This window comes from Psychrobacter aestuarii, from assembly GCF_904846035.1.
GTDB classification, from domain to species: domain Bacteria; phylum Pseudomonadota; class Gammaproteobacteria; order Pseudomonadales; family Moraxellaceae; genus Psychrobacter; species Psychrobacter aestuarii.
Genome location: NZ_CAJGYT010000001.1, coordinates 2,735,265 through 2,750,291, shown reverse-complemented (window position 1 = coordinate 2,750,291; position 15,027 = coordinate 2,735,265). Strand labels below are relative to the sequence as shown.

11 protein-coding genes are annotated in these 15,027 nt (G+C 50.4%); 7 read left to right on the top strand and 4 right to left on the bottom strand.

Features of this window, described 5'->3' with window-relative positions; translation table 11 throughout:
- Window positions 1–121: 121 nt before the first annotated feature.
- A complete protein-coding gene (locus tag JMW05_RS11720) occupies window positions 122–1,063 on the top strand; it encodes a DMT family transporter (protein WP_201505426.1) in 942 nt (313 codons plus the stop codon).
- A gap of 6 nt (window positions 1,064–1,069) precedes the next feature.
- Here JMW05_RS11720 and JMW05_RS11715 read toward each other — a convergent pair whose 3' ends face one another.
- Window positions 1,070–2,425, bottom strand: coding sequence for a solute carrier family 23 protein (locus JMW05_RS11715; RefSeq protein WP_201505425.1), 1,356 nt, complete (start codon window positions 2,423–2,425; stop codon window positions 1,070–1,072).
- A gap of 355 nt (window positions 2,426–2,780) precedes the next feature.
- On the opposite strand from JMW05_RS11715, the gene JMW05_RS11710 reads away from it, so the two are divergent.
- Window positions 2,781–4,223 carry an L-serine ammonia-lyase gene (locus JMW05_RS11710; RefSeq protein ID WP_227691524.1) on the top strand — a complete coding sequence of 481 codons (1,443 nt, stop codon included), beginning with the start codon at window positions 2,781–2,783 and terminating at the stop codon, window positions 4,221–4,223.
- 277 nt (window positions 4,224–4,500) lie between these two features.
- Here JMW05_RS11710 and JMW05_RS11705 read toward each other — a convergent pair whose 3' ends face one another.
- The 3 genes from JMW05_RS11705 to xthA form a co-directional block, all read right to left on the bottom strand.
- A complete protein-coding gene (locus tag JMW05_RS11705) occupies window positions 4,501–4,899 on the bottom strand; it encodes a DUF4377 domain-containing protein (protein ID WP_201505424.1) in 399 nt (132 codons plus the stop codon).
- A 423-nt stretch (window positions 4,900–5,322) separates the two neighbouring features.
- Window positions 5,323–6,546 carry a bifunctional glutamate N-acetyltransferase/amino-acid acetyltransferase ArgJ gene (gene argJ, locus JMW05_RS11700; protein ID WP_201505423.1) on the bottom strand — a complete coding sequence of 408 codons (1,224 nt, stop codon included), beginning with the start codon at window positions 6,544–6,546 and terminating at the stop codon, window positions 5,323–5,325.
- A gap of 118 nt (window positions 6,547–6,664) precedes the next feature.
- Window positions 6,665–7,483, bottom strand: coding sequence for an exodeoxyribonuclease III (gene xthA / locus JMW05_RS11695; protein WP_201505422.1), 819 nt, complete (start codon window positions 7,481–7,483; stop codon window positions 6,665–6,667).
- A gap of 289 nt (window positions 7,484–7,772) precedes the next feature.
- Between xthA and JMW05_RS11690 the strand changes: the two genes are divergently transcribed.
- The 5 genes from JMW05_RS11690 to JMW05_RS11670 all read left to right on the top strand — a co-directional run bounded on the left by JMW05_RS11690 (window position 7,773) and on the right by JMW05_RS11670 (window position 14,997).
- Window positions 7,773–8,267 carry a thioesterase family protein gene (locus JMW05_RS11690; RefSeq protein ID WP_201505421.1) on the top strand — a complete coding sequence of 165 codons (495 nt, stop codon included), beginning with the start codon at window positions 7,773–7,775 and terminating at the stop codon, window positions 8,265–8,267.
- A gap of 39 nt (window positions 8,268–8,306) precedes the next feature.
- The gene (locus tag JMW05_RS11685; protein ID WP_201505420.1) at window positions 8,307–9,062 is read left to right on the top strand and encodes a glycerophosphodiester phosphodiesterase; all 756 of its coding nucleotides are present in this window, start codon (window positions 8,307–8,309) and stop codon (window positions 9,060–9,062) included.
- Between the two features lie 438 nt (window positions 9,063–9,500).
- Window positions 9,501–10,679 (top strand): fatty acid desaturase, encoded by a 1,179-nt coding sequence (locus JMW05_RS11680; protein WP_406947479.1) that lies wholly within the window; start codon window positions 9,501–9,503, stop codon window positions 10,677–10,679.
- A 249-nt stretch (window positions 10,680–10,928) separates the two neighbouring features.
- Window positions 10,929–12,392, top strand: coding sequence for a protein adenylyltransferase SelO (locus JMW05_RS11675; protein ID WP_201505419.1), 1,464 nt, complete (start codon window positions 10,929–10,931; stop codon window positions 12,390–12,392).
- Between the two features lie 292 nt (window positions 12,393–12,684).
- On the top strand, window positions 12,685–14,997 hold the full coding sequence (locus JMW05_RS11670) for an NADP-dependent malic enzyme (RefSeq protein WP_201505418.1): 2,313 nt from the start codon (window positions 12,685–12,687) through the stop codon (window positions 14,995–14,997).
- Window positions 14,998–15,027: the final 30 nt, after the last annotated feature.

Here is a 15,027-nt window from a genome sequence, read left to right as displayed (position 1 = left end):
TATGCTATCAAAATGCACGGGCAATACCAACAGCAGGGGCGTCATCGGCATAGATAGCGCTGTGATGCCGACTGTGCTTTTTTACTTTTATAAATGTCTATTATAATCAAAAGGATATGCAATGAGCACTACGCCTTCTAAGCTCAATGCTTCAGGACTGTTACTTGGCTGTATTATTTTTGGGCTGGGCAGTTTGATTGTTGCTCATGTCAATCTTGGCGGCTGGGCGATGTCTTTTTGGCGGCTTGCGGTGGCAGGCGTGCTGTTTGCTATTTTGGCGGTTATCACCAAGCAGCGGCTACCACGTTCGCGGGCAGCGATTGGCTATGGCATCTTGGCAGGCGTATTCTTGGGTTTGGATTTGGCACTGTGGCATGAAAGCATCTACGCCGTCGGTCCTGGTATCTCAACCTTGTTAAACAGCTTGCAGATTTTCTTTTTGGCGCTGATTGGCTTTGTTTGGTTTTCCGAGCGGCAGACTGTCTTACAGTTGGTGGGTTTGTGCTTGGCGCTGCTTGGCGTGGTGCTTATCGGCAGTCCTGAGTTTGGACACAACATACATGCCGCATGGGGCTTTGTGACGGGGATTGTCTCAGGCGCGATGTTGGCGGCGTCCATGACGTTTATTAAAAAGACCCACGACGCCGAGCCGACGCCTATTTTTGCTTTGATGGGCTTGGTCAGCGTTGGCGGGGTGCTGGCGATGATTGTGCCGATGCTGCTGATTGATGGCGGGCATATCCTGCCGAGTACGTGGTCGGAGGTGATGTGGATATTGATTTATGGTGCGGTCATGCAGTGCATCGCGTGGGGACTCATTGCCTATTTTATCCCCCGCTTATCGCTTGCGGTGACAGGGCTGCTGCTGCTCAGTGAGCCTGTCGCCGCCTTGATTATTGATTACACATGGCTGGATAAGCCCATCACGGGCATGCAGTGGCTGGGCGCGGTGATGACCATGACCGCCATTTATCTTGGCACCATGAAGCCCAAACAACGCGCCCTGCGCCGCTACCGATTTTTTGCGCGTTTTTACAAGCGCTCATCGGAGCAGGCAGATTAAGGCGGCTTAATCGTCTTTTTGTAGTGAAAACAGCGCATTTAATACGATGGCAGCGAGCGTTGCCGTACCGATACCGCCCAAATCAAACCCACCGATGTGTAGGCTTAGATTGCCCGTACCCATAATCACAGGCACTGCCGCAATAATCAGATTGCTGTTTTTGCTAAAGTCGATATGACTCTCAAGCCAAATTTTGACCCCCGCGATGGCAATCAGACCAAACACCACGATAGATGCACCGCCCAGTAGCGGGTTGGGAATGGTCTGAATCAGCGCGCCGAATTTGGGCGATAAGCCCAGCAATATCGCCACGATGCCTGCCATCACAAAAATGGTCGTGCTGTACACTTTGGTCACGGCCATCACGCCGATATTCTCCGCGTAGGTGGTGACGCCCGTACCGCCAAAACCTGCCGAAAATGTCGTCGCCAAGCCATCCGCCAAAAACGCGCGCCCCATATACGGTGTTACGCGCGCGCGGGTCATGCCCTCTACCGCCTTAAAATGTCCTAAATTCTCAGCAACCAAAATAAAGGCAATCGGCGCAATCATAATGATGGCATGTTTATCAAACGCTGGGGTATGAATGCTTGGCAAACCCAGCCACGACGCCGCAGAGATGCCACTAAAATCAATCGGCGCGCCCAAGCCCATGAGGTTGGTCAAGATAAAATACATGACATATGCCAATACCAGACCAACGAGCAGCAGCAAACGGCGTAGCATACCGCGTGTGAATACCGCCACCAAGCTAATCAGCAAGGTCGTCATGGTCGCAATCCACGCATCGAACTGATTGCCCATCACCCCTTGGATGGTCACAGGCGCAAGGTTCAGACCAATAATCATCACGATAGCGCCTGTCACGACTGGCGGCATCAAGCGCTCAATCCAGCCTGTGCCCGTCTTCATCACCAAGAGTCCCACGAGCGCATAGAGTATGCCGCACGCCATGATACCGCCAAGCGCAATGTTCAAGTTGGCATTCGCGCCCGTACCCGCATACGCCGTCACTGCGATAACAGGCGCGATAAAGGCAAAACTTGAGCCCAGATAGCTTGGCATACGTCCGCCAGTAATCACAAAAAACAGCAGCGTACAAATACCTGACATCAAAATCGCCAAGTTCGGGTCAAAACCCATCAGTAAGGGCGCAAGTACCGTCGCGCCGAACATCGCAAAGGTATGCTGCACGCCAAGCAGTACACTTTTACCCGCAGGCAAATATTCATTGATACCCACAGGATGCTGATTGATATCGCCTGTGAATGGACGCCATGTCGGAAACCAGCGCCCATTATCAAAGTCAGGATTGGGCGCGATGGGCTCAGTGACTGGCGGCTTGGGAGAATGATGGGTCATACGCACGTATCCTATGGTGGTTTCAGACACGTCCTACGCGAAAAGCTGACTGCACGCCAAGCGCAAACATGCCTAAATTCAAAGGTGAGAGGCTGTAATCATCTATGCTACACATCAGAGCAAAAAGCAAACATCTGATTGAAATTACATAAAGTTACACAAAGTAAGCTGGCGTGCATCATAGCCGAATTTACCTGCAAAAAAAAGCGCTTAATTCACGCCTATCGTTTACGCCCATGTATAGACAACACTATAGACAGCGCATACATTATCTTTTATCCTGCACGCAAGACGACAGCACACGAGCATAGACGCTCAGCCACCTGTTGGTATCATACGGATTGATAGGATTATTATGATTAGCATCTTCGATTTATTCAAAATTGGCATCGGCCCCTCAAGCTCGCACACCGTCGGCCCCATGGTCGCCGCGCAGCAGTTTTTACAAACCTACAGCAGCTTGCACGCGCTTGCTGATATCGCAGCGGTCGATATCGACTTGTATGGCTCGCTGGCGGCGACTGGTGAAGGTCATGCCACCGACACCGCCATACTGCTCGGTCTGCTCGGACACACGCCTGAGCATATTGACACGCGTCAATGTGCCGATTATCTGCGCCCGATTATGGATGAGCAGCGTCTGGCGCTCGCAGGCGAGCATGTTATTGACTTTGATACCAAGACACACATTCACTGGCATCCCGATACGGTACTGCCCTACCACCCCAATGCGCTGAGCATCACTGCCACGCTCGGCAATGGCGAGGTCTACACGCAGACCTATTATTCTATCGGCGGCGGTTTTGTTATTAATCAAAACGATGCCACCAACCCTGACAGCGACCCTGCCAGCCCAACGGTGAACAACCCGCCCTACCCATTCAACCATGCTGCAGACTTATTGACCATGTGCGAGTCTGAGCAGCTGAGCATCAGCGATGTGGTATTGGCAAACGAGCTGCACTACCGCTCAGAAGAAGAAGTGTTCGCCTACCTCGACCGTATCTGGACGGTGATGCAAGACTGCGTCTCAGCAGGCTGCATGCAAGATGGCATTTTGCCTGGTGGTCTGTCGGTTAAGCGCCGCGCCAAAGCCTTGCACGAGCAGCTGCGCTACGAAGCAAGCCTACCCCCCAAGGATGAGGCAGGCACGGACAAGCTTGCGGCGATGGACTGGGTCGATCTCTACGCGCTCGCGGTCAATGAAGAAAACGCCAATGGCGGCAAAATCGTCACCGCGCCGACCAATGGCGCCGCAGGCATCATCCCTGCTGTTATGCATTATTACCGCGATTTTTTGCCGCAGTATGATATCCACGGCGTGCGCAAATTTTTATTGACGGCTGCCGCGATTGGCAGCTTGATTAAACAAAATGCCTCCATCTCAGGCGCAGAAGTCGGCTGTCAGGGCGAGGTTGGCTCCGCCTGTGCGATGGCAGCAGCGGCGCTCGCTGAGATTATGGGCGGCACGCCAGCACAGTGCTTGAATGCTGCAGAAATCGGCATTGAGCACAATCTTGGCTTGACCTGTGACCCTGTGGCAGGCTTGGTACAAGTGCCCTGCATCGAGCGTAACGCCATGGCAGCCATCAAGGCCATCAACGCCGCACGCCTCGCCTATCGCGGTGATGGCCAGCACTTTGTGTCACTTGATAAAGTGATTGAAACCATGAAGCAGACAGGCGCGGATATGTCGGATAAGTACAAGGAAACTGCCCGTGGCGGCTTGGCAGTCTACGCCAATACCCACATTCCTACTGTACAGCATGGTGTCAGTGTGAACTACAGTCAGTGTTAATCGCTGTCGCTATGTCGTTGTCTGTATCACTGGCAGTGATACAGACAATCTTAATCAGTAAACATAAAAAAACCGCAATAAAACTCAGTGTGTCTGAGATTTTATTGCGGTTTTCGTCATTTTGACAGTTTGTTGTTATGAGCGATTACTGTTAATGATTAAACCATACTGGTTATAAAACGCTTAGGCTATGTATGTACAATAAAATGCGCTTCAAATAAATCAAGTGATGCTTTCCTCATAAAAACTTTGTATCAACACTGTTTGGTTCAAACGCTTATTCAGCGGTTTTTGAAACCACATCGTTTAGAATCCATACAGGTTTTACCATACCTGTCATCTCATCCATAACCGCTTCTTGACGAACATCTAACACATAGCGGTAGTTTGGCTCATAAGTAAAGCCTTGGATATTGCCGTTTAGTGTGTTGTAGTTTTTCTGATAGGTTTGGCGATACTGCAAGCATTCTGATTCAGTTTTCACGCCCATTGCTGTAGTGTATTCACATACGGCTTTACGCGGGGCAATCTCGACTTCAAAGCTTGGAATATTAACAACTTTTACGCTCATTGGCTGTCCGTCAACGACCATGGTACGCTCGTTGTTCATGTCCATGGTAGAGCACCCTGCCAAAGCAAACGTGGTCATCAAAGCGGCTACTGCTAATTTTTTCATTATTCTGTCCTCAGTCCGTAATAGAAATTGCCCGCCTTATCTGGCATTGTGGTGTCTCTTTGACGGGCATTGTTGTTGCAGCGCTTGATACTTAATATCGGCTGCTTATCGTTGTGCGTGATGTGGTGCAAAAAACGGCTGCATATATAGGCGTCTCTGTACCCAATGCGGCTAAATATAGTATAGGTGGCTTAAAACCTATTGCTCTATGACTGCTTTGTAACTTCACGTCAGTATTTGCAACCCATGTTAATCAGCAGTACGCTGCTGTACAGACAAGAGAATAAAAATCACAGTAAAAACTTTTCTTTAGACATAAAAAAAGGCAGGTATTACGCCGCCTTTTTTTATGTCTAAAGAAAGACAGGTATTACCCCGCCTTTTTTATATTCGTAGCTGTTCTACGTACAGCGTTTTTATCAATTAGCTGCGGTAGTCGGCATTGATTTTGACATAATCGTACGACAAGTCACAGGTATAGACGGTGTCGCTGGCATCGCCGCGCCCAAGGTCGATATGCACGGTGATTTCAGGACGGCTCATGACCGCTGCGCCCTGCTCTTCAACGTATTCAGGCGCAAGACCGCCTTTTTGGCAAATCAGTACGTCATCGAGTGAGACATTGACTTGCTCGGTGTCCAGCTCAGGTACGCCTGCGTAACCGACCGCAGCAAGCAGGCGTCCCCAGTTGGCATCGCTCGCGAAAAATGCGGTCTTCACCAAGGGAGAGTGCGCTACCGCGTACGCCACATCGCAGCACTCTTCGGTGGTTTTGCCGCCAGTGACTTTGACGGTAATGAACTTGGTTGCGCCCTCGCCATCACGGACGATCAACTGCGCCAAACGTACAAACACGCGTGACAACGCATCAAACAGCGCTTGATAATGCGGATGCTCAGGACTGTCGATAATGTCATCACTCGCTTTGCCTGTCGCCATCAGCACGCAACAGTCATTGGTCGAGGTGTCGCCATCGACGGTGATGCGGTTAAACGACTGCTCGTTAACAGCGCTTAGCATTTGTTGCAAGACATCGGCTGGAATGTTGGCATCGGTCGCCACATAACCGAGCATGGTCGCCATGTTGGGGCGAATCATGCCTGAGCCTTTTGAGATGCCTGTGACGTGATAACGCGTGCCGTCCACATCGACTTGTTCACTGGCAAGCTTGGGAATGGTGTCGGTGGTACGGATACCGTTTGCCGCCGCAAGCCAACTGTCTGCCGACAAGGTATCGAGCGCCTTATCCAAACCTGTGATGATGGCATCGCTGTTCAGCGGCTGCCCAATAACGCCTGTCGAGAATGGCAGTACGGCTTCTACCGCTGTTTTGGTCTTGTCTGCCAGTGCCTGACATACCGCCTCTGCGCGCCCTCGACCATCTGCACCCGTGCCTGCGTTGGCGTTGCCCGTATTAATCACCAAATAGCGCGGCGCAGCGGCATCAAAATGCTCGCGCAAAATACGTACAGGCGCAGCGCAAAATGCATTGGTGGTGGTGACGACTGCCGCTGACGTGCCCTCAGCAAGTTCGATAACGACCAAATCGTCACGGTCCTTGTAACGCACGCCTGCTGCTGTTGCACTTAGGCGAATGCCCTCAATCGCATGGATGGTACTGGGTACAGAAATATCACCAACTGCCATAATGACCTCTTATTGTTGTCTGGTTTGTTTGAATATGTCGTAAAAAATAGCTGTCTTTAGCGTGCGCTACTGTAGCGCGTTTCATCAAAACGCGCCATATCGCAGTGCATAAAAACGCTTAGTCCAGCTTAAATGCTGACCAAATCGGTGCGTGGTCTGAGGGCTTTTCCATCGCGCGCAGTGGATAGCTGATGCCCGCATCGACGCAATTATCGACCAAATCTTGACTGCATAAAATATGGTCGATACGCAAGCCGCGTTTTGGCTCATCATTAAAGCCACGACTGCGGTAATCAAACCAGCTGAACAGCTCGGTGCTGGTCGGATAATGCAGGCGGTACGTGTCGGTCAGCTCACGCGACATCAGCGCATCGTACCACGCACGCTCCTCAGGTAAGAACGAGCATTTATTGTTCTTAAGCCAGCGTTTGGCATTCGCCTCACCGATACCGATATCAATGTCTTGCGGCGAGATGTTCATATCGCCCATGATGATGAGCGAGCGCCCTTCTGACTTGAGCGTGTCGATATACGCCATCAAGTCAGCATAGTACGCACGCTTCATCGGAAACTTGGTCGGATGGTCGGCGCTCTCGCCTTGCGGAAAATAGCCATTTAACACATCAACCTCACGTCCGCCCAACACGTAACGCGCGTGGATAAAGCGTTTTTGCGCGTCTTCCTCATCGTTCGGAAAGCCTTTTTGCACAAAAATGGGCGCGGTTTTGGACAATAACGCCACGCCATAATGCGCTTTTTGCCCAAAGTATTCCACGTGATACCCAAGACCTTCGACATCGGGCAGTGGAAACTGCTCATCGTGTACCTTGGTTTCTTGTAGCCCCATCACATCAGGGTCGATAATATCGCGTACTGCCTCCAGTTGGTGCTGGCGCGCACGGATACCATTAATATTAAAGCTGACAAAACGGGTCATACACCATTCCTATAAGTCATTGTAAATGTTTTATATTGCAAAAATTATTCAGCCGCGCGCTTGATACGATAACGCGCAAGTCATGGGCATTGGCAATAGCACGGCTATCTTGTTCTGATAAGGGCTGCTATGATAATTCGCGGGCGCTGTTTTTTTTAGCCTCATTACTCGCATGGTTCTTAGTACGATGGTGCGTCGTTGCACCAGCCGCTGCTAATGATTACCACACAGCGCGCCTCGCTGTTTTATTCATCCACGGTTCTATTCATAAAAATATACTGAGTGTGTTATGTCCACCAAAGCCCCGCAGCCGCCTTTATTCACCGCCGATTACCGTGTGTATATCAACCACACTGACGCTGGCGGCATCGTCTATCATGCCAATCATCTGGTGTTCTTTGAAAACTGTCGCCGCGACTGGTTTACCCAGCTTGGTTTGGACGGTTATTTTTTAAAGACTGACGCAGGCGAAGTACAGCATTTTGTGGTGTCCAAGGTTGAGCTGGACTACCGCCACGCGATTTTGCTCGATGAAATTATCAGCGTGCGTGTCGATACGGTTGAGCTAAAACCTGCCAGCATCATCTTTTATCAGAGCATCTGGCGCACCCACCCTGACGGCGATACGCAATTAAGCTCAGGCAAAGTGGTCATCGCATGCGTGCAAAACAATGTCAAATCAAAAGATAGCAATGCGGCAACACCTGCCATGCGTCCTATCCGCGTGCCCAAAGTGCTCTATGATAGCATCTGTGCTGCTTTGTCGCAGCAACAAGGCATATAATAGAATAAAGACACGGGTAAGATAAAGGCGGTACGCCTGATGATTGACTTACAACACACACGCCTGCTCGGCCATCGCGGCGCGCGCTTTGAGGCGCTAGAAAACACGCGCTTTGGCTTTGAGTACGCCAATACCCTACAAGCACGCGGGCTTGCGGGCATTGAGTTTGATGTTCAGCTGACAGCCGACGGGCATTTGGTGGTCTTTCATGACGATACTTTGGTGCGCCTATGCGGTTTGCAGGCGCGTATCGACCAGCTGACATGGCTTGAGGTGCAGCGGCATTTGCAATCAGGACACCCGATTATCACCTTGGCGCAGCTTGCCGAACTGCTGAGCGCGCCTGCCCCACTGTCGCCGCGTTTTGTGCCGCGCTTTAGCCATATTGAGCTTGAGATAAAGACACACAGCCGCACCAACCATCGGCGCATCATTCATGCTTTAGAGCACGATTTTCGCACCACAGCGCTCGCGAGCCTACCCATTACCTTGACCTGCTTTGACACTGAGCTATTACTACAGCTTCAGCGGCACCCCATACTGCGCCATATTCCTCGCGGCTTATTGGTGCGGCATCCTAAAGCGCTTGCTGGCGCGCCCAACACCGCGCTTCAGCTTGGCTGCGTGCAGCTTGGTATCCATTATCCGCTATTGACCGCCGAGGTGATTCGCCAGTGTCACCGCTACGGATTGCCTGTCAGTGCATGGACGGTCAACGACTTGTCCGTGATAAGACAGATGGTGGCGTGGCAGGTGGATGTGATTATCACCGATATTCCCGCGCAGGTCTTGTAATATCGACGATAGCGCTGCATATAGGCTTCACAAGACACAAATACTGCTTACATTTCTACCTAATTCCTGATAGCTAGTGGGGTATTCACCAAAAAATAATCAATAATCCATACAAGTTATTGTTATTTAGCAATATTTTTATAGTGCATGCCCGTTCACTTTCCTTTTGTTTTCAGGTAAGATAGAGTCTGAAATGTACACCGCTAGGGAAATAATATGATTGCAAAAAAAGCAATAGGTTTACCGCTTAAAGGCTTACGTTTGGCTATCAAGTCTGGTGACACGCTTTTACAGACTGCAAGCACACAGGTGACTCGTCTTAAGCGTCTGCTAGACCAACAAATGGACAATACTCAGGCGCAGCCAACCGCTGTGCGTGGTTACTTAAATGACGCACACGCAGGTGAGCGCGATGTCTCAATGAGCGAGACGGTAGATATCCGTGAGCTTGAGTTCAAAAAAGCACCCATTAACTTGATACCCGCGGCAGTCCTCATTGCCACGCCTATCGCTGCTGCTGTCATCACACCTTGGTACTTGATGACGCATAAAGTCAGCTTGCCTGTTTGGGGCGCGTTTGGCTTCTTTATGACGTGGACAGGCATCAGTATTACTGCTGGCTACCACCGTTTGCTATCGCATCGCGCGTACAAAGCGCATCCTGTGGTAAAGAACTTTTTATTGCTTGGCTCAACGCTTGCCGTCCAAGGCTCAGCCTTTGACTGGTGCTCAGGTCACCGTACCCATCATCGTCATGTTGATGACGTCATGGACGACCCGTATTCAGCCAAGCGTGGGTTTTGGTTTAGTCATATCGGCTGGATGCTGCGCAACTACCCAAGCGGCAATTTTGACTACAAAAACATCCCCGACTTGACCAAAGACAAAGTGCTACAGATTCAGCATAAATACTATGGTCTGTGGGTAATCGCGGCCAACGTTGGCGTGGTTGCGGCTGTCGGCTGGTTGCTTGGTGATGTTTGGGGCACTCTAGTATTGGCAGGTTTGCTGCGTTTGGTATTGACGCATCACTTTACCTTCTTTATTAACTCATTGTGTCATATGTTCGGTACGCGTCCATATACCGACACCAACACTGCACGTGACAACTTCTTCTTGGCGCTCTTTACTTGGGGCGAGGGTTATCACAACTTCCACCACTTCTTCCAGTACGACTATCGTAATGGTGTTAAATGGTGGCAATATGACCCAACCAAATGGTTGATTGCGGGCTTAGCAAAATTGGGTCTGGCAAGTGACCTACGTACCGTTGATGACGCAACCATCAAGCATGCTGAAGTACAAATGCAGTTTAAGAACGCGCACAAGCATCTAGACACTGTTACAGCAGGTGGTATCGACATCCCGCATGCTCTACAAAACTTCCAAGAGCGTATTAAGCACGAGTACGAAGCCTTTACGCAAACGGTTGAAGAGTGGCAAGCGCTAAAAGCCAAAGCGGTTGAGATGAAAAAGACCGAATTCGCTGATCGCTTGCATGAAGTCGATGACAAGCTAAAGCACGAATACGCGAAGATTGAAGAAAAAATCATTGAGCACAACAACAACCTAAAAGTTGCGTTCCGCTCAATCGGTCACAAACAACACGCCGCATAAATCGCACAAACTGCATCATGAATCACAAATCCCGCCCTCACAAAGATGGCGGGATTTTTTTGTCTGTCGTTTTTAATACGGCTGTGTATTGCTATCCGTCTTTGGCAAAGTGGCAAAGTAAAGCACACAGCAAAGCGCTACATCGGCGGTGCTTTGGCTGTTATCATTATCGCTGTCTTGCGCTGTGCGCGCTGTTTTTTGAGTTATTACCTGTTTCGTTATTACAAAATATTATTAAAGGTTATCATCATGGATTATTGCCACACTTATGCCAATTTGGATACCCGCTTGTACAACAAGCAGCCCCCTGTGCCACTGGACAATCCACGCGCGGGACACTTTAACCCTTATGTGGCGAAAAGACTGGGCTGGGACAAAGATGAGGACTTGATGTCGCACTGGGTGGAGATTTTGGGCGGTCAATACGTGCCTGCCCAGTGGACACCGCTTGCCATGGTATACGCGGGGCATCAGTTCGGGCACTGGGCAGGACAGCTCGGCGATGGGCGCGGCTTATTGATGGCGCAAGTGCGTGATACCAATGGCGACTGTCAAGATTTGCATTTAAAAGGCAGCGGTCTGACGCCCTACTCGCGTATGGGAGATGGGCGTGCGGTGCTGCGCAGTACCATTCGGGAGTATCTGTGCGGGCACGCATTAACGCAGCTCGGTGTACCGTCATCGACCGCACTGGGTTTTGTGGTATCAGACACGCCTGTGCGCCGCGAGCGTATGGAAGCGGGCGCGGCGCTCATGCGCGTGGCAGACAGTCACATTCGCTTGGGTCATATCGAGTGGATAGCGAGCTTTGCCCCCGACTTGCTGGCAGGCTTTACCGATTATATGCTGGACACCTATTATCCTGAGTGCCGTGATGCGCCTGTGCCTGTGGCGGCGTTTTTACAGCAGGTGGTCGAGCGCACCGCAAGGCTGATTGCCGACTGGCAGCTGACGGGCTTTGCGCATGGGGTGATGAATACCGACAATCTGTCGATTACAGGCAGTACTTTGGACTTTGGTCCTTTTGGTTTTATGGAACGCTTTAATCCTGGCTGGATTAATAACCACTCTGACCACACAGGGCGCTACAGCTATCAGAACCAGCCCGCCATCGGCTATTGGAACTTGCAGCAGTGGCTACCGCACTTTTTGCGCCTGCCCAATATCAGTCGCGCGACCATTGATGAGTGCTTGAGCATCTACGAACCTGTATTCATGCAGCATTATCAGATAGGTATGTGTCATAAGCTTGGACTGATGCACGACCAAGCCTCGCTCAATATCGCCTTTGACTTTTTGACCTTGGTTGAGTCGCAGCGCTTGGACTATACCAACAGCTTTCGCGCACTACTCGCGGTGGTGGACACAGCGCAGCATCCGTACGAGCAGACGCTATTGACCGCCTTTATCAATGAGCTGACCCCTGAAGGTCTGAGCACATGGCAAGACTGGCGCGCGCGCTATATCGCACTGTTGCCTGAAGATACAAGCGAAGTGATTAACACAATGCGTGCGAACAATCCTGTCTATGTCTTGCGTAATGCGATGGCGCAGCGGGCAATTACGGCAGCTGAACAAGGTCAGTTTGAAGAGGTGGCGCGGCTGTTTACCTTGCTAACCACCCCTTATGAGGTGCAAGAGATTGCAACAGCGCTCGACACCACGCCGCCCGCCCCTGATGCTTGGCAACCACCTATCAGCTGCTCATCCTAAGTACTGATGACATATGATGGTTTGTAATAACGTTTTTATCATCAATCCATTATATAATCACTATAAATTTATTATATAATCTGCCTATTGATTTGCACCGACTAGGCAGTGAAATAGCAATAATGCTAGAATACCCCACTTGCCAATCTGCATTTTTGCATGGATGGCGTATAGGGTTGCTGCTTGCGTGCGCTCGTCGCTATGGACAAGCACGCTGCTATCAATACCTATCAGACATTAATTTTTATTACTGTTTATCTTATTTTAATTTATTCCAACAATGGCAATTACTATGAATGATGATACCAATCTGAATGCAGATAAAGTGAGTGCAGACAAAGAACAGTTTGAACAAGCTGCACTGCATTATCATGCTTATCCGAAACCTGGTAAAATTTCAGTAACTCCGACCAAGCAGCTCGCTAACCAGCGCGACCTTGCTTTGGCTTATTCACCAGGCGTCGCTGTTCCTTGTCTTGAGATTGAAAAAGACCCAACTCTGGCAGCGAAATATACAGCGCGCAACAATCTGGTTGGTGTGGTCACCAATGGTACTGCCGTATTGGGCCTAGGTAACATCGGTCCACTCGCCTCAAAGCCTGTCATGGAAGGCAAAGGCGTGTTGTTCAAAAAGTTTGCAGGCATTGATGTTTTTGACATCGAAGTGGCACAAAATGACCCTGACAAATTCATCGAAGCGGTTGCAGCCCTTGAGCCGACATTCGGTGGTATCAACCTAGAAGACATCAAAGCCCCAGAATGTTTCAAAATCGAGCGCGAATTGCGTGACCGTATGAACATTCCTGTCTTCCACGATGACCAGCACGGCACGTCTATCATCGTCGCTGCCGCAATGCTTAACGCGCTTGAGCTGACTGGCAAAAAAATCGAAGACCTAAAGGTGATTTGTTCAGGTGCGGGCGCAGCAGCAATCTCTTGCCTAGACATCATCTGTGCGCTAGGTATCAATAAAAACAACGTTTATGTGGCCGACTCTCGCGGTATCATTACCACCAAGCGTGAAAACCTAGACGAAACCAAACAGCGCTACGCGCGTGACACCGACGCGACCACTATCGATGAGCTGATTGACGATGTGGACATGTTCCTAGGTCTGTCTATGCCTGGCATGCTGACTGCAGACATGGTTCGCCGTATGGCAAAAGACCCCATCATCTTTGCACTTGCTAACCCAACGCCTGAGATTATGCCAGAATTGGCGCATTCAGTACGTCCTGATGTCATCATGGCGACGGGTCGTTCTGACTATCCAAACCAAGTGAACAACGCGCTTTGCTTCCCTTACATCTTCCGCGGCGCGCTAGACGTTGGCGCAACTGCTGTCAATGAAGAGATGAAAATCGCGTGTGTACGCGCAATCGCGGCAATGGCACACGTTGAGGCCACCCCAACCAACAACTCTAAAGACATCGACAGCATGAAGAGTTTTGGTCGCGACTACCTAATCCCTGGACCTCTAGAGCCAAATCTAATCCTTGAGATTGCCCCAGCGGTCGCCAAAGCGGCGATGGATTCTGGCGTTGCGACCTTGCCTATCGAAGACTTCGACGCGTACCGTCAGCGTCTGTCTGAATTTGTGTATAACTCAGCGTTCGTCATGAAGCCTGTCTTTGCGCAAGCAAAATCTGAGCCAAAGCGTATCGTCTACTGTGAAGGCGAAGACAAAAACGTATTGCTTGCTGTACAAGTCGTGGTGGATGAGCAACTTGCCAAACCTATCTTGGTCGGTCGCCCAGCGGTTATCAACTCGCACATCAAAAAACTGGGTCTGCGTCTAAAAGATGGTGAAAACATCACTATCGTCAACCAAGATGACGACCCACGCTACAGAGACTACTGGGAAACGTACTACGAGCAAAACAAACGCCGCGGTGTCAGCATTGAGCTTGCCCGTCGTGACGTATACCGTGAGACTTCGCTTATCGGCTCACTACTGGTCGAAAAAGGCGATGCTGATGGCATGATTTGTGGCACCTTTGGTCATTACAACATGCACCTAAAATACGTGCAAAACGTCATCGGTAAGCAAGAAGGCGCGAGCGATTTTTATGCCATGAGTGGCGTACTGATGCAAGACCGTAACGTTTTCTTTGCCAACACCTACATTCATGAAGACCCAACTGCTGAGCAGTTGACTGAAATGACAGTATTAGCCGCTGAGCAACTGCGCCGCTTTGGTATTACGCCACGCGTCGCCCTCACCTCGAACTCTAACTTTGGCACCTCAGACAGCGCGAGTGCGGTGAAGATGCGTAAAGTGCATCAGCTACTGACTGAGCGCGGTGTTGACTTTGAGTTTGACGGCGAGATGCATGGTGATGCCGCGCTTGACGAGCACGTACGTATGGAAGATATGCCATCAAGCACGCTAAAAGGTGCAGCCAACCTATTGGTCATGCCAACGCTTGATGCAGCGAACATCTCATTCAACTTGCTAAAAGCAGCGACGCAAAGCGCCTCTATCGGTCCAATCCTATTGGGCGCAAGCAAGCCTGTACACATCTTGACGCCCGCTGCGACCCCTCGCCGCATCGTCAACATGACTGCTCTTGCGGTTGCTGAAGCACAAGACTTGGCGCAGTAAATAAAGATGAATGAGCTTAAGCGATAGGGA